The sequence below is a fragment of the Peribacillus sp. B65 genome, assembly GCF_058513295.1.
In genome coordinates, this window is the sequence record NZ_CP195840.1 from 2,562,920 (window position 1) to 2,578,808 (window position 15,889).

Genomic DNA, 15,889 nt, shown 5'->3' on the forward strand with positions numbered 1-15,889 from the left:
ATCGTATAATTCGCAGATATATCAGGATTTTTCGTTGATATATCTCCAATTTCGAAGATATATTCCCGATTTCGCAGATAAACTGTACAATTTCCATCATTTGCTGTAGAATCCTTTTGAAGAAAATAGGATTGGAGCGATGAAATTGATTGTAAAAAAGCGAAAAGTTCCTCTTGCCGTCCGCAAATTACGTGCATTAGCGTGCAGGCTTCCTCCGAATCACCCTAAAGTTCCCTTAATCATGAATGATCTCAAAAAAAGGGAAGCGGGCTATAAAGGGGAATGTTCCATTGATTTTCCATTAAGCTTTCTTGAACCGAAAAGCAATTTCATCTTCCACGATTTAAGGCTTCAGGATCAATCCCGATTTTTTCAACTGGATACCTTATTAATCTCCAAGAAATATGCGCTTATCATTGAAGTGAAGAACATTGCAGGGGCGATCTATTTTGATCCGCATTTCAATCAGCTCATTCGAACGATAGAAGGAAAAGAAACGGCATTTCCAGATCCCATCATACAAGTCAGCCGCCAGGAATCACAATTGACCAATTGGTTCTTGAAAAACGGTTTTCCCTCACTGCCCATCCTTTCATTGATTGTCATCAGTAATCCCCAAACAATCATCCGTACAGCTCTTGAAAACCATGAACTCCACTATAAAGTTATCCATCGCGATGCACTTCCCGCTAAAATTAATCAAATGGAGCATTCCATAACAGAATCCAGTTTTAGTGAGAAAGATTTGAAAAAATCAATTCGCGTAATGAATAAACACCACATCGATGCGGACTTTTCCATTCTGGAACGATACAATCTTACCGAAAAGGACCTAATTAAAGGAGTGATTTGTGAGAATTGTAAGGGCAATAAATTATTTAGAAGGCATGGCACATGGCTTTGCAATCAATGCCAACTCTCCAGTAAAAAAGCACATATCCCGGCTTTACGAGATTATTTTTATCTATTAGGCTCGACCATAACGAATCGGCAGTTGAGGAACTTTTTAAACATTTCCTCTTCATCCAGTGCAACGAGGATCTTGCAATCATTGAATCTGACAAGCAGTGGTGCGAATAAGGGGAGGGTGTACAGCCTGTATTTTGATGAGTGATTTCTGGGTGATCTTGCCTTAATTATTACCCAGACTACCTTAAAAAAAGGAATAGTTTCTTCACTATTCCTTAATATAAAAAATCATTTCTCTGTATTTACATCAACATTTTGGAAATCCTCCAAAATAATATCTATTACAAATTCTTCCATTTCCATATTTTTTATATCCGCCATTTTTTTTCTCATTTCTTCCTTTGTGGGATAATTTTTTGTGCCGTAAACCCACATGAAAAATCTATCTAACTCACTAACCTCTTGCTCTGTAAAGCCATGTGATAATAACTCATAATACCTAGACTTTAAATTCGGGGCCATACTATCATGTAATTTAAAAAATGCATGCTTCAATAAAAACAATTCGTATTCTAATTCCTTGATTTATTCTTCTTGATTCATTAAATCATCCACTCCAATGCTAATCTTATCCAATACGCTACACTTTCAGCAGTTTTCAGCAACTAAGCCCAATGATAGAACAAAGACTCAAAAGAAGCTTCTCTTGAGTCTTTGTTCCGAGTCTATTCTTTTAATTCCTTGCCCATCCCCTTAAGGAAGTGGACGCCAAAGCCGATCGCCCGGTTTATGTCTGGATCATTCAATGTTTTCATTAAATCCAAAACGCCGATCTTTTTATCGGCCTGAAGGAACTTGTTTCCTTCATCGATTCCTGCAAGTGCACTGTTAAGCAGTTTCGTGGATTGTGCGGCATCGGCATTCATCAAGGCTCCTGTTGCCCCCATAAGGGTATTGATCAGGTTTGTGACAGGTTGTCTTGTGATTTGTTGAAGAGCGATTTTGGCAATTTGTTCTTTTCCTTGAAGCATGGAGGTCGCGGCTTCGAATACTCCTGAGTCATTCAGTTCATTGACGATTTTAAACATATTGTTCAAGGCATCTTCATTATCGGTGATCAGCGTTTTCAGTTCCTCCAGTTTTTGAAGCTTTATTTCTTCCTCAGTAATGGGATTATGGATTTCCGTAATAGGAGCTGCCATGATCTTCACCCTCCTTGTTTATTTATCCGTTAAGTGAACATACCCTGGACGTGCCCACTTACGTTCAACCTCGACACCATTTTGAGGATGGCGTTTTTTGTTCCGTGGATTGGTACCTGGTAATGGGATATCCCCGCTTGCGCTTAATACTTCCATGCGGACCATCGTCTGCTTGTAAGCAGGCGTGCTTGTGCGTTGATCATAGATAGGACCGGTCAGAAAGTTAATGGCAGAGTCTTTATCAACGGAGTTCATCGGTAAAAATAGCTCATTATTTTTAACGCGGTCTGTGATCAGGGCTTTTAACTTAACGGCCCCGAATGGAGACACTAAGCGAACGAGTCCGCCATCACTGACTTTACGTTCTTTGGCAAGTTCTGGTGAAACCTCAACGAAAATATCAGGTACCTTCGATTGGATTCCATTGGATTTGTTCGTCATATTGCCTTCATGGAAATGCTCCAGCATGCGTCCATTATTGATATGAAGGTCATATTCTTTCGGGAATTTATGCGGCTCCACCCAGTCAGCCAGTGCAAAGCGCGCTTTCTTATCAGGGAAGTTGAAGCCATCCACATAAAGAAGCGGCGTGCTTGATCCATCATGGCTTCCCCATAGGAAGCTATTCCATCCTTCCAGCACCTCGTAATTCGCTTGGCTGAATATCGGTGACAGGCTTGCCATTTCATCATAGATTTCACCAGGATGTGTGTAGTTCCAATTTGCACCTAAGCGGTTTGCGATCTCCTGAGTGATTTCCCAGTCTGCCTTAGAATCTCCCATAGTGGGAAGGGCTTTATATAAGCGCTGTACACGGCGCTCCGTATTGGTGAACGTTCCGTCTTTTTCAAGAGATGGAGCTCCGGGCAATACCACGTCGGCATATTGGGCAGTCCTTGAAAGGAAAATATCCTGGACAACAAAGAAATCCAATCCGGATAACACTTTATCAACATGGTTTGCATCTGCATCAACAAGTGCCATATCTTCACCTACAAGATACATGGCCTTCATGTCGCCTTTTTCTATCGCTTTAAGCATTTCAATATTGTTCATGCCTGGTTTGCCATCGATTTTCACTCCATATGCTTTTTCGAATTTAGCACGTGCCACGTCATCGGTAACATGCTGATATCCCGGAAGCCATGTTGGAAGGGTGCCCATATCGCAAGCTCCCTGAACATTGTTATGGCCGCGAAGCGGATAAGCTCCCGCTCCTGGGCGACGGTAGTTGCCTGTAGCTAATAGCAGGTTGGAAATTGCAGCCGAAGTATCGGAAGCACCAGTGTTTTGTGTAACGCCCATTCCCCAAAGAATGCATGTTCCGTCTGCATCGCGAATGGTTTCAGCTATTTGGATCAATGTTTCTTTTGAAATACCTGTGTGTGTTTCTGCATATTCCAGGGTATATTTTTCAAGTACTTCTTTATAATCGTCGAAGAAGTTAACATTTTCATTGATGAATTCTTGATCATGCCAGCCTTGATCGATCATATATTTTGTAACCGCCATCAACCATACTTGATCCGTTCCTTGTTTTGGACTGATATGGATATCGGAACGCTCTGCCATTTCGTTTTTGCGGATGTCAGCTACGATCAGTTTTTGTCCGTGAAGCTTGTGAGCCCGTTTAACGCGTGTCGCGAGTACGGGATGGCCTTCTGCCGGGTTGGCACCAACGATGATGACAAGACCTGCTGCGGCGATATCTTTGATCGTACCAGCATCTCCGCCCATGCCGACTGTACGGAACAGTCCGTCTGTTGCCGGAGATTGACAGTAACGAGAGCAATTGTCCACGTTATTCGTTTCGAACATTTGCCGTGCCAGTTTTTGAATTACATAGTTTTCTTCATTCGTGATCTTGGAAGAGGAAATGAAGCCTACTGAATTTCCGCCGTATTGCTGTTTGATCGAACCGAGTCTGGATGCAACCAAATCAAGTGCTTCATCCCAGCTTGATTCAACGAATCTTCCATTTTTCCGAATCAGGGGCTTTGTCAAACGTTTTTCCGAGTTTACGAAGTCCCAACCGAATTTCCCTTTGACACATGTGGATATCGCATTGACGGGAGCTTCATGAGTAGGTTGGACTTTAAGGATTTTACGGTCTTTTGTCCAGACTTCGAATGTGCATCCTACCCCACAGAACGTACAGACCGTTTTTGTCTTCTTCGTTCGTGTATCACGCATTGCCGCTTCAATCTCCGAAATGGCAAAAATCCCGCTGTATCCAGGCTCCACTTCTTTGACAAGGTCTATCATTGGTTCAAGCATATCGTTTTTCAAACCTGACATGAAACCGGCCTCGCCCAGCATCGATTTTTCCATTAATGCATTACATGGACAAATGGTTACACACTGTCCGCAGCCTACACAAGATGAGTTATTGATTTCCGTTCCTTCATCCCAGATTACCCGTGGGCGTTCTGCTTCCCAATCGATGGACAGCGTCTCGTTGACCTGAAGGTTTTGGCAGACTTCAACACATTGCCCGCATGCGATGCATTGATTGGCATCATAGCGGTAAAATGGATGGGACATATCGACGGCATCCAATTTCACTTTCGGTGTGTAAGGATATTTTTGGTGTTCAATTTCCATTAATTCTGCCGTGTTATGCAGTTTGCAATTTCCGTTATTATTATCACATACAGTACAGTATAAAGAATGGTTTTCCAGGATACGATCCATGGCCTCGGTTTGGGCTTCTTTTGCCTTGCTTGAGTCCAAGGCTATATCCATGCCGCTCACTGCTTTTGTCGAACATGACCGGACGAGTTTCCCATTAACTTCGACGATGCATGTGTCGCATGTTTGGATCGGGTCCACTTCAGGAACATAACAGATCTGTGGATGAGCCATCTCATTTTGGTTGATGACCTCCAATATTGTCGCTCCCTCATTAGTGGTATATTCCTTCCCGTTGATTTTGATGGTGATGTTTGAATCGCTCATTATATTTCCCCCTTTTATAGCCAAAAAGACGCAAAAAAACCACCATGATTACACCTCCGTCTCTGAACGGAAATGTAGGTCATGGTGGAATAGTTTAATAGCAAAGCTTGCCAATATACCAATCCATACCATAATGGATAATTTTAAAAAAGATAGGACAAAACAGTACACTATTATGCTCCCAACTTTCATCATTGTTATTATACCTTTAATTATTAAAAGAAACAATCCTGGAAAGAGGGTATCATTCCCAAATTCCTTTCGTTTTTCTTCGCGTTGATTTATGATAAGAAAATTGAGAACTTAATTTTCTTGAATTGGAGTGACGCAACGGTGTCAAAAGTTATCCATGAATTCAATGATATGATTCGTAAGCTGCGCAAGGAACTATTCGGTAAAGGACCAGAACGCATACACACGGTTTTCGTGGAAAATATGGCCGTTTCTACGTTATATGGAAATTTGACTCCTACGGAAATGTTCATATCAAGATCGGAGGAAGGAAGGGACATGGTCCATTCTGCACGAACCAAGATGGTTCAGGATGTGTATTCGGAGAGTCCTCCTGATGGAATGGAAGAACTGGTTGGAGCTAAACTGCTTCATTTGTTTTCAGACATAAAAATCAAAGAGAACATAGCGATTTCCGTATTCGTTTTTGATAAGAATATAGCGGACAAACTCAACGGGCATTGACCATGTTCCTACATATTGGTCAATTGGCTCCTGGATATTAAAAGGAGTGGGAACATGAAAGCGATTGAAATCAAGAGGGACATCATCCGGATAACCAAAGGTAACACTGAGCGTACGGAAGATGCGATTGTAACGGAGTATCCCGTTACTGTCAAAGTAAATGGCCAGGAATTCGTCACGATGGTTTGTACACCCGAATACATCGAGGATATGGTGATTGGTTATTTGGCTTCGGAAGGCATCATCAAAAAATATGATGAGATAAAAGAAATCTGGGTCCAGGAAAAAGAAGGCTTTGTTCATGTGAAGACAGATAAAGTGAATCCTTACTTCCAGGATTTTCAAAATAAGCGGTATATTACATCATGCTGCGGAATGAGCAGACAAGGTTTCGTCTTTGTGAATGATGCATTGACTGCCAAGAAAATGGATCATATTTCGGTGAAACTGACTCCTGATGACTGCTTCCGCTTGATGAAGGATTTACAAAATTCTGCCGTCACCTTCCAGAACACAGGTGGAGTCCACAATGCCGCTTTATGTGATGTCGATGGCCTCGTATTAAGCAGGATGGACATCGGACGGCATAACGCATTGGACAAAATATACGGCTATTGCCTGAAAAATGGTATTTCGATAGAAGGAAAAGCTATCGTGTTCAGCGGCCGGATTTCATCGGAAATTCTCTTGAAGGTGGCGAAAATCGGTTGTGAGCTGATACTCTCGAAATCGGCTCCAACCGAATTGGCCTTGGAGTTGGCTGAAGGATTGGGAATCACCACGGTCGGATTCATTCGTAATGATTCACTGAATATCTACACATGCCCTGAAAGAATTCAATTGAATGAATGATCATCATTCGCTTAAAAGGTACTTATCGGAAAGTCCTTGCCAACATGGCTTGGGCTTTTTATGTACTTGTAAAAGGATATATCGATCAGGCCTTTTGTGGTACAGTTTGGATAAAACATTCAAGGAAATGCGTATCGGGGGAAGGGTTATGAACGAAAGGGATTGGCATATTTTAAAGGTGTTGCATGAACACAAGAATATTACTAAAACGGCGCAAAGTTTATATATCTCGCAACCTTCTTTAACGAAACGGATTCAACAAATAGAGAAGGAATTCAATCTAAAGATTGTGGAGCGGGGAACAAGGGGAGTGCAATTCACGCCTCAAGGGGAATATTTGGCCATCTGTGCAGATGAGATGCTGATCAGGCTCCGGCAGATAAAAGAGACGGCATTCAATATGGGTCAGGAAATCAGTGGAACATTACGGCTGGGTGTTTCCAACTATATTACGCTGCATAAATTGCCAGGCCTGCTGAAATTATTTCGTGAGCGATATCCCAAAGTGGATTTCCATGTGACAACTGGATGGAGTAAAGAAGTGCTGAACCTCATTTACAAGGAGGAAGTGCATGTCGGAATCGTTCGGGGGGACTATCAATGGTCAGGATCAAGGCATCATCTTTTTGAGGAAACGATTTGCATTGCTTCCAAGGAAGAAATCGAAGTCCGGAACCTGCCTTTTTTGCCGAGGATCGATTATGGGACAGATGCTCTTTTGAAAACAATGATCGATAATTGGTGGAGAGACAATTTTTCCGGACCTCCTTTGGTGGGGATGGAAGTGGACAAAGGTGATACATGCAAAGAAATGGTCAGGAATGGCCTGGGATATGGCATCCTTCCCAGTGTTTTATTGGAGAAGGACCAAAATCTCCGTCAAATGGACCTTAAGGATAAGCAAGGTAATCCCCTTATCAGGAATACGTGGATGTTATATCATGAAAAGTCGCTGGAATTAAAGCTGGTCAAGGAGTTTGTCGAATTTGTCAAAGGCGTCGATTTCATGAGGGACATTTAACCGGAAGCGCAGAAACCTCTGTGCTTTTTTGTCATTCCTTTTTTGAATGGATAACGATAATTTATTGGTATTTTAATTATGGTTATCCCGGCATTATGATAAATGGAGATGTAAATGTAAATCATCAGGTATTGCCTAAGGAATGGAGAGGAAGTCAAGTGAGTGTCCTGTTTCTGATCGTATTGAATGTCATTGTGCCGGTCTTTTTCCTCATAGGGGCGGGGGCCATTCTGCATCGTAAATTCAAGTTGGATATGAATACGCTGTCTAAATTGAATCACTTCCTGCTCATGCCGGCCATTAGCTTTATTAATATTTATCAAAGTAAAATGGGCGGGGGGATGATCTTCCAGATATTCAGCTTCCTTGCTCTTCAAGCAGTAAGTCTCATCATCGTGAGTACAGTGATTGCTAAACTTGCCAGGTTTGATCAAAGCCTTTCGGCCACGTTTAAAAATAGTGTAGTCCTGAATAACTCAGCCAATTTCGGATTACCCGTCAGCCAGATGGTTTTTCACGGAAATCCTCTTGGGCTGTCGATACAAGTCATCGTGATCATCTTTCAAAACCTGTTGACCTATACCTATGGATTGATGAATTCCGTTTCCGTCCATACAAAAAGTGCGAAGGGCGCCATTCGCGAGTTCTTGAAGAACCCCGTCATTTATGCTTTATTACTCGGTTTTCTATTACATTCCTTTTCTTTCGACATTCCGCTGTTCTTATGGACCCCGATTGAAAATATCGCGAGTGCCTTCATAGCCATTGCCTTGATTACATTGGGTGCACAGAGTGCCTATTTGAAAATGACGCAATTTCCGCTTCCGCTTATACTTAGCTTGATTGGCCGTTTAATACTCTCGCCATCCATCGCCTTCCTGATCATCCTCATGCTGGGTTTGGAAGGGACTGTCGCCCAAGGGTTGTTTATCGCAAGCTCATTTCCCACATCAAGAAACAGCGCATTATTCGCTTTGGAATATGACAACCATCCGGAGTATGCGGCACAGGCAGTCTTGATGTCGACTTTATTCAGCAGCATAACGGTAACGATGGTCGTATATCTATCAAAAATACTATTCTAGCAGGGCTGCTCAAAAGTGCAGTCTCTAACTGTAAACAAACTCGATGAAAATCGAGTTTGTTTACAGTTTATAGTGTTTGTAAAACCGAACCGTAATTTCCACTCCAATCACTTTGTTTTATTTAGATAGAACCCCTTTTGTCTACAAACTTGGACTGCTCTAAAAGGAGCAGTCTTTTCCCCCTTTTCCTGCTATAAAACTTTATGAACAATATGGAAGTTATGGAAGTTATGCATTTTAGTTGGGCAATCAAATAAAAGGAAGATATTTTTGTAGAATTAAGAAAACGCTTTCAAAAAGGGGGATTATTATGTTTTCTCGTAAAAAGATTTCAGCGGTCATATTGGCGGGTTCGTTAGCTTTAAGTTTAGGTGCATGCAGCAGTTCGGGTACATCAGGAGAAAAGAAAGAAAGTACAGGTTATCCGAAAAAAGCCATAACGGTCGTTGCTCCATCGGGCGCAGGCGGGGGATGGGATTTAACCGCCCGTTCATTTACAAAGGTCTTGGGTGAGACAAAACTGGTTAACCAGCCATTAACCGTCGAAAACAAACCCGGTGGCGGGGGCGCTGTCTTCATGGCGGATTATGCAACACAGCAAGCTGATAACAATGACATGCTGTTCGTGAATTCACCGCCTGTCATCATCAATAACCTTAAAAAAGAAGGCAACAGTCCTTATGGATATAAAAATACGACTCCTTTGGCGCAGCTGACAAAGGATTATGGGGCAATAGTGGTAAAGGCAGATTCTGAATTCAAGGATTTGAAATCAGTGCTGGAAGCAGTGAAAAAAGATCCGCGTAAATTGACCTTCGCAGGAGGATCGGCTCCGGGATCCATGGATCATTTGATTTCCATTCTTCCAGCATATGAATATGGCTTGAATCCCACCGAACTTAAATACGTTTCGTACGATGGTGGAGGGGAAGCGATTACGGCATTGCTTGGCGGAAATGCAGATGTGATCGGAACGGATGCATCCAGTGTCAGGGAATTTTTAAAGGCAGGAAAGATTAGAGTGTTGGCCGTAACCTCGACGGAACGTTTAGGTGGAGATCTAAAAGACATACCGACGGCAAAGGAACAGGGTGTTGATGCTGAATTCACGATTTGGAGAGGCGTTTTTGGACCTCAGAATATGTCTGGTGAAGCGAAAGCCTTTTGGGACGGAACCATTGAGAAGCTAGTTGAAACTTCTGAATGGAAAAAGGAAGTGGAAGTTCAAGGATGGGAACAAGAGTATAAAAATAGTGAAGAATTCAGCAAGTTTTTAGAAGAACAGGAGAAACAGGTGCAGCAATTATTGGAAGCCTTAGGCATGGAAAAATAATCGAGAAGAAGGGGGTGCTTTCACCTTCTTCTTATTTTCTGAAATGGAGGGATTGTGATGGATGTTAAATTTGATCGCTTTGCATCTGTAGCCTTTCTGGCTGTCGGAGTGCTGTTTATGATAGGAAGCAGAAAGCTGGCCAGTTCTTCTTATGGAAGTTCGGTAGGACCGGACATTTTCCCTTTTGTATTGGGACTCGTTCTTGCTGTTTTAAGTATTCGCCTGTTTTATGAGGCATTTCGGAGCAATGTACAGGAATCGGGTAAGGGAAAGCTGGAATATAAACCTTTTATCATCATTCTGCTCTCCACCTTGATTTATATTTTGACATTGGAAACGATAGGATATGTCATTACGACCTTTCTGTTTTTGTTTGTTTGCTTTCAAACGATGGAGCGAAATAAATGGGTGACATCGCTCATCATATCCGCAGGATTTTCCGGAATCATCTATTATTTATTCGTGAATGTTTTAAAGGGAACACTGCCGGGTTGGCCAATCTGGTTTTCATAAAGGGGAGGGGGATGTGAAGTGGGCACTTTTGATTATTTGATGCATGGTTTTGAAACGGCACTAACTTGGTATAATATACTTTTTGCATTTGTCGGAGTATTGATCGGTACGGCTGTCGGCGTTTTGCCGGGGATCGGGCCGATGAGCGGTGTGGCTCTTTTAATTCCGGTAACCGCTTCGATTACAGGGGGACTTCCCCCAGAGCAAGCGGCAACAAGCGCCATCATTTTACTTGCAGGTGTTTATTATGGAGCGATGTATGGAGGATCGACAACTTCAATCCTATTGAATACTCCTGGTGAATCTTCTTCTGTCGTCACCACACTGGATGGCTACCAAATGGCCAAGAAGGGAAGAGCCGGGAGTGCTTTATCGATTTCGGCAATCGGTTCCTTCGTCGGAGGGATTGTCACCCTTGTCGCCATGATTGCCTTGGCTCAGCCATTATCGACGATTGCCATTAAATTCGGTCCAGCTGAGTATTTTTCGCTCATGCTTCTAGGGTTGGCGGCAGTCAGCGGCCTCGCGGGAAAATCCGTAACCAAGGCACTGATCATGACGGTTTGCGGTTTGTTGATCGGGACGATAGGCATCGATAATGTATCCGGGATCGCCCGTTTTACATTCGACATTCCTTGGCTGTATCAAGGGGTCGAATTCCTGACGATCGCAGTAGGCCTATTCGCCCTTGGGGAAGTATTCAAGACAATCCTGGAAAAAGACGAGGATGATGGGGAAATTGCAAAGATCAATAATTTGATTCCTTCAAAAGAAGAATTCAAGGAATCTGCAGGGCCGATTGCGAGGGGATCGCTCTTAGGTTTCTTTGTAGGAATCCTGCCAGGTGCAGGGGCCACTCTTGCTTCCTTCTTCTCATACCTTATGGAAAAACGGATATCAAAAAAACCCGGGAGATTTGGTACGGGGGCAATCGCTGGAGTGGCTGGTCCTGAAACGGCCAATAATGCGGCTTCTGGCGGAGCGATGATTCCATTATTGACGCTGGGAATTCCGGGTTCAGGTACAACGGCGATTTTAATGGGTGCGTTGATGATGTACAATGTTCAGCCAGGTCCATTATTATTCGAAGACCATCCCCAGGTGGCCTGGGGACTTATCGCCAGTATGTTCATCGGGAATCTGATGCTCCTCATCCTTAATCTCCCGCTCGTTAAGGTTTTTGCGAAAATCATTGAAACGCCAAAGAAGTATTTGATACCAATCATTATCGCGATCTCCATTTTTGGCGTTTATGCGGTACAAGTATCGACTTATGATTTATTGCTATTACTAGGATGTGGGATCTTGGGATATTTCTTAAGTAAAAATGATTATCCAATCGCCCCGTTGGTCTTAGGACTGGTTTTAGGACCGATGATAGAAAATAATATGCGCAGGGCACTGACGATATCCGATGGTGATTACAGTTTGTTTTTCACTCGGCCGCTTTCGCTGACATTCCTGGTCGTAACGGCATTATGGCTGCTCATTCCGGTTTTACTCAAGAAGAGAGGGAAGGATGTTGTCATCAATATTGAAGGTTAACCGATATTTTCTGAATGTTGTGAAAAAACTCCTTTTTTAAAGGGGTTTTTTTTTATATGATGTAAGTAGAGGTGATTGAATGCGTTTACACACCAAGTTGATGCTGGGCATCTGTACGTTAATCATCTTAATGGGTGGAATCTTTGAAGTTATTTTCATAAATATCCTGGAAAATAACCTGAAGCAGGAAACAGGGGAAAAAGCATTGTCGGTTGCCCAGACCATTTCTTTGCTGCCTGAAATTAAACAAGCTTTTAGAACGGACAATCCTTCTGTAATCATCCAGCCCATCGCGGAAAAAATTCGCAGGCAGATCGATGCGGAATTCATAGTAATAGGGGATGAGAGTGAAACAAGGCTGTCCCATCCAGATCCAAACTTGATCGGGAAGAAAATGGTAGGGGGAGATAACGCCGAGGTGTGGGATGGAAAATCCATCATCACGGAGTCCACTGGGACATTGGGTCCTTCCATTAGGGGGAAATCCCCGATCATCGCCAATGAAAAGGTCATTGGTGTCGTCTCCGTTGGCTACCTTCAGGACGATATTGAAAAAGAATTGTCCAGTATACAAAGAAAGATCGTCTGGATCATCTCTTTTATATTAATCGGCGGTTTATTGGTAGCCTTTTTCATTTCATTCAATATAAAAAAGGCGATACTGGGTCTGGAGCCGAAAGAGATCGCCTGGATGTTTCAAGAGAAGCATGCCATTTTGGAATCCATTCATGAAGGCATCATTGCCATTGATGTTCATGGAAAAATCACGGTCGTCAATGAAACGGCGCATAAAATCCTTCATATCCCTAAGGACGTCATGCTTCGCGGGCAAAAAATCGAAAAAGTCATCACGCATACACATTTGCTAGATGTAGTCAGCACGGCACGGGCCGAGTATGATCAGGAATTCATGATTGACGGTGAAGTTTTTTTGGCAAGCCGGATTCCCATTTTGGATGGACAGGGTGAAATTATCGGTGCCGTTGCAAGTTTGAGAAATAAATCGGAACTATCCAATCTCCTTCAGGAACTGTCACATGTAAAGGCATATGCAGAGGGGCTGAGGGCCCAGACACATGAATATTCGAATCGGCTCTATACACTGCTAGGACTGATTCAACTCGGTTCATATAAAGAAGCGATGGATTTCATATCGAAGGAAGTGGATGTCACCCAAGGCTTCCTCCACTTTCTAATGAAGGAAATACCTGATCCGATTATTGCTGGGTTCATCTTAGGGAAGGTAAGTTTAGCGAGCGAGCTGAAAATTGATTTTACAATTGATAGAGAAAGCAGTTTTAAAGATATTCCGTCCGAAATAGATCGAGATTTATTAGTGACGATCATCGGCAACCTCATCAATAATGCCTTCGAAGCTGTACGGGAAAACGATAGGGAAGAAAAAAGGGTATCGTTGTTCGTCACGGACTTGGGTAAAGAGTTAATCATAGAGGTTGAAGATAATGGAAAAGGGATGAATTCAGATGTTACCGAACTGATTTTCCAGAACGGCTTTACGACGAAAAGCCATCAAACCAATTCAGGTATAGGTTTGAGCCTTGTTCAGGAAGCGATAGATGGATTAGGGGGGTATATCACTTTTTCGACGAAAGAAGGGGAATATACGATATTTACTGTAGCACTGCCAAAAAACAGAGAGGTGATTTCATGATGGCCAATCGCGATATAGAAGTTTTAATCGTAGAAGATGACCTGCGGATTGCCGAAATACAAAAGCTATTCATCGAAAAGCTTGAGGGGTTTCAAACGATCGGGATCGCCTCAAGCTATGACGAAGCTAAAAGCTTCATTGAAATCATGCAGCCGGATCTATTGCTGCTCGATATGTATTTTCCGGATATGAATGGGCTCGATATCCTGAAAGAAATCAAGCAGCAAAGCAAACAAATGGATGTCATTATGATAACGGCTGCTAAAGAAATCGAAAAAGTCCAGGAAGCTATCAAAATCGGCATATTCGATTATATTATCAAGCCTGTCGCATTTGAACGTTTCAAGCAGTCCCTACTCCGATATCAAGAGTATCACATTAAGCTGTCTGAATTGGAAAAGGGCAATTTTCCCGTAACGCAGCAACAGGTTGATAAGCTTTTGCGAAAGGATATGAAAGAAAAAGAGAGGGAACAGGCTTCACTGCCAAAAGGGATTGATCGGATGACTTTGGAGAAGGTGATGGTTGTGTTGGGGAAATCCTCCCCTGGGTTAACTGCCGAAATAGTGGCAAAGGAGATCGGGGTGAGCAGGACAACGGCAAGGCGTTATCTGGAGCACTTGATGTCAGAGGAAAAAATTGATGCCGATTTAACATATGGCACGGTAGGACGTCCTGAAAGGGTTTATGCCATCAAGATATAAATGGGTTCGCCAAGCGGCGGATCCTTTTTTATTTGCTCGAAAAAACGTCAGGCATTTTCTTGGAATCAGATTGATTGGAGTTCATCGTTTTTTTTGAAGTGTAAAAATGATGAAAGAGGAAAAAATAGTATGAAAAGTGTTGAAGCAGACAAGTATATGACAAGTGTCATGGCAGGGAATTGACGTTTATGACTATAGAAAATCGGTTATTATTACTATACTTAAAGAAGAGAAGTAAGCATAACCAATCCATTTAAACACTCCATTCCTATATATTATGAGGAGGAAATCATGAGTAATCATAATCAAAAACAATTGAGAAAAGATATTGCTCCTTTTGAAAAATCCAATACTAAATCAAGCGTGAAACAGCTCATAAATACATTTCCGCCATTTTTCCTGTTATGGTTTTTAGCTTATCAAAGCTTAACCATTTCATACTGGCTGACCCTTTTATTTGCCGTCCTTGCTTCAGGATTCGTAGTCAGGATTTTCATCATTTTCCATGATTGCTGTCATCAATCGTTTTTCAAAAGCAGGAAAGCGAATAGCATCCTGGGTACAATCAGTGGAATCGTTACGTTATTTCCGTATGAACAATGGAAGCATAGCCACTCCATACATCATGCAACGAGCAGTAATTTAAACAAACGCGGTACAGGGGATATTTGGATCATGACCGTTGATGAATATATCGCGGCTACATTCTGGGGGCGTCTTGCTTACCGTTTATATAGAAATCCGATCGTCATGTTTGGATTGGGTCCATTTTATCTATTTCTTGTATCGAACCGTCTGAATAAAAAGGGCGCTAAAAAGAAAGAACGGATGAATACGTATTTGACAAATGCTGCAATCGTGGCAATTTATGGTCTTTTATGCTTGGCTATCGGATGGCAGGCATTCCTGATGATTCAGGTACCGATGCTTTTTGTAACGGGATCACTGGGCATCTGGCTGTTTTATGTACAGCATCAGTTCGAAGATTCTTATTTCGAAGAGGAATCTGAATGGGATTACGTGAAGGCTGCCATTGATGGAAGTTCCTATTATAAACTCCCAAAGGTTTTGCAATGGGTAACTGGTAATATCGGTTTTCATCACGTGCATCACCTTAGTCCAAGAGTGCCGAACTATAATCTGGAAAAAGTCCATGAATCCACCCTGCCTTTGCAGCAGGCAACGACAATCACCCTTAGTTCAAGTTTAAAATCACTTCGCTTCCGCCTTTATGATGGCGAAAACAAGACGTTTGTCAGTTTTAAAGAGATTAAGGACCGTCTAAATGAAACAAAATCAAAAATTGAACTCAATAATGAACGTCCAAGTCTTCAAAAAAAATAAATTGTTCACCAAAAAACCATTCGATTCCCATTGGATGGTTTTTTGATGAAACTCC

14 protein-coding genes are annotated in these 15,889 nt (G+C 42.3%); 11 read left to right on the forward strand and 3 right to left on the reverse strand.

Annotated elements, in window-relative coordinates; genetic code table 11:
• The first annotated feature begins 139 nt into the window (after nucleotides 1–139).
• A complete protein-coding gene (locus ACSR9O_RS12540; protein ID WP_230176173.1) occupies nucleotides 140–1,114 on the forward strand; it encodes a nuclease-related domain-containing protein in 975 nt (324 codons plus the stop codon).
• A gap of 83 nt (nucleotides 1,115–1,197) precedes the next feature.
• Here ACSR9O_RS12540 and ACSR9O_RS12545 read toward each other — a convergent pair whose 3' ends face one another.
• The 3 genes from ACSR9O_RS12545 to fdhF form a co-directional block, all read right to left on the reverse strand.
• Nucleotides 1,198–1,431, reverse strand: coding sequence for a hypothetical protein (locus ACSR9O_RS12545; protein ID WP_491724472.1), 234 nt, complete (start codon nucleotides 1,429–1,431; stop codon nucleotides 1,198–1,200).
• A gap of 203 nt (nucleotides 1,432–1,634) precedes the next feature.
• Nucleotides 1,635–2,111 (reverse strand): helical membrane plugin domain-containing protein, encoded by a 477-nt coding sequence (locus ACSR9O_RS12550; RefSeq protein WP_063595796.1) that lies wholly within the window; start codon nucleotides 2,109–2,111, stop codon nucleotides 1,635–1,637.
• 18 nt (nucleotides 2,112–2,129) lie between these two features.
• A complete protein-coding gene (gene fdhF / locus ACSR9O_RS12555) occupies nucleotides 2,130–5,069 on the reverse strand; it encodes a formate dehydrogenase subunit alpha (RefSeq protein ID WP_101223701.1) in 2,940 nt (979 codons plus the stop codon).
• A gap of 333 nt (nucleotides 5,070–5,402) precedes the next feature.
• Between fdhF and ACSR9O_RS12560 the strand changes: the two genes are divergently transcribed.
• From ACSR9O_RS12560 to desA, 10 genes are all read left to right on the forward strand, one after another.
• A complete protein-coding gene (locus ACSR9O_RS12560; protein WP_095390832.1) occupies nucleotides 5,403–5,765 on the forward strand; it encodes a Na-translocating system protein MpsC family protein in 363 nt (120 codons plus the stop codon).
• Between the two features lie 54 nt (nucleotides 5,766–5,819).
• The gene (fdhD, locus tag ACSR9O_RS12565; RefSeq protein WP_101223700.1) at nucleotides 5,820–6,617 is read left to right on the forward strand and encodes a formate dehydrogenase accessory sulfurtransferase FdhD; all 798 of its coding nucleotides are present in this window, start codon (nucleotides 5,820–5,822) and stop codon (nucleotides 6,615–6,617) included.
• A gap of 148 nt (nucleotides 6,618–6,765) precedes the next feature.
• Entirely contained in the window at nucleotides 6,766–7,638 is an 873-nt protein-coding gene (locus tag ACSR9O_RS12570; RefSeq protein WP_101223699.1) for a LysR family transcriptional regulator, read from the forward strand.
• A 158-nt stretch (nucleotides 7,639–7,796) separates the two neighbouring features.
• Nucleotides 7,797–8,723, forward strand: coding sequence for an AEC family transporter (locus ACSR9O_RS12575; RefSeq protein ID WP_101223999.1), 927 nt, complete (start codon nucleotides 7,797–7,799; stop codon nucleotides 8,721–8,723).
• Nucleotides 8,724–9,033: 310 nt separating this feature from the next.
• Nucleotides 9,034–10,056, forward strand: coding sequence for a Bug family tripartite tricarboxylate transporter substrate binding protein (locus tag ACSR9O_RS12580; protein ID WP_101223698.1), 1,023 nt, complete (start codon nucleotides 9,034–9,036; stop codon nucleotides 10,054–10,056).
• 57 nt (nucleotides 10,057–10,113) lie between these two features.
• Nucleotides 10,114–10,569: a tripartite tricarboxylate transporter TctB family protein gene (locus tag ACSR9O_RS12585; protein ID WP_101223697.1), complete on the forward strand. Its 456-nt coding sequence runs from the start codon at nucleotides 10,114–10,116 to the stop codon at nucleotides 10,567–10,569.
• Nucleotides 10,570–10,587: 18 nt separating this feature from the next.
• Nucleotides 10,588–12,114 (forward strand): tripartite tricarboxylate transporter permease, encoded by a 1,527-nt coding sequence (locus tag ACSR9O_RS12590; protein WP_230176175.1) that lies wholly within the window; start codon nucleotides 10,588–10,590, stop codon nucleotides 12,112–12,114.
• 79 nt (nucleotides 12,115–12,193) lie between these two features.
• Nucleotides 12,194–13,786, forward strand: coding sequence for an ATP-binding protein (locus ACSR9O_RS12595; RefSeq protein WP_230176176.1), 1,593 nt, complete (start codon nucleotides 12,194–12,196; stop codon nucleotides 13,784–13,786).
• Nucleotides 13,783–14,490, forward strand: coding sequence for a response regulator (locus tag ACSR9O_RS12600; RefSeq protein ID WP_101223694.1), 708 nt, complete (start codon nucleotides 13,783–13,785; stop codon nucleotides 14,488–14,490). Before ACSR9O_RS12595 ends, ACSR9O_RS12600 begins: the two co-directional genes overlap by 4 nt.
• A 291-nt stretch (nucleotides 14,491–14,781) precedes the next feature.
• Nucleotides 14,782–15,834 (forward strand): Delta(5) desaturase DesA, encoded by a 1,053-nt coding sequence (gene desA / locus ACSR9O_RS12605; RefSeq protein ID WP_230176177.1) that lies wholly within the window; start codon nucleotides 14,782–14,784, stop codon nucleotides 15,832–15,834.
• Nucleotides 15,835–15,889 lie beyond the last annotated feature (55 nt).

Coding starts and splice junctions, on each gene's coding strand:
- ACSR9O_RS12540 (WP_230176173.1), top strand. CDS start 140: ATGAAATTGATTGTAAAAAAGCGAAAAGTTCCTCTTGCCGTCCGCAAA.
- ACSR9O_RS12545 (WP_491724472.1), bottom strand. CDS start 1,431: ATGGCCCCGAATTTAAAGTCTAGGTATTATGAGTTATTATCACATGGC.
- ACSR9O_RS12550 (WP_063595796.1), bottom strand. CDS start 2,111: ATGGCAGCTCCTATTACGGAAATCCATAATCCCATTACTGAGGAAGAA.
- fdhF (WP_101223701.1), bottom strand. CDS start 5,069: ATGAGCGATTCAAACATCACCATCAAAATCAACGGGAAGGAATATACC.
- fdhD (WP_101223700.1), top strand. CDS start 5,820: ATGAAAGCGATTGAAATCAAGAGGGACATCATCCGGATAACCAAAGGT.
- ACSR9O_RS12570 (WP_101223699.1), top strand. CDS start 6,766: ATGAACGAAAGGGATTGGCATATTTTAAAGGTGTTGCATGAACACAAG.
- ACSR9O_RS12580 (WP_101223698.1), top strand. CDS start 9,034: ATGTTTTCTCGTAAAAAGATTTCAGCGGTCATATTGGCGGGTTCGTTA.
- ACSR9O_RS12585 (WP_101223697.1), top strand. CDS start 10,114: ATGGATGTTAAATTTGATCGCTTTGCATCTGTAGCCTTTCTGGCTGTC.
- ACSR9O_RS12595 (WP_230176176.1), top strand. CDS start 12,194: ATGCGTTTACACACCAAGTTGATGCTGGGCATCTGTACGTTAATCATC.
- ACSR9O_RS12600 (WP_101223694.1), top strand. CDS start 13,783: ATGATGGCCAATCGCGATATAGAAGTTTTAATCGTAGAAGATGACCTG.
- desA (WP_230176177.1), top strand. CDS start 14,782: ATGAGTAATCATAATCAAAAACAATTGAGAAAAGATATTGCTCCTTTT.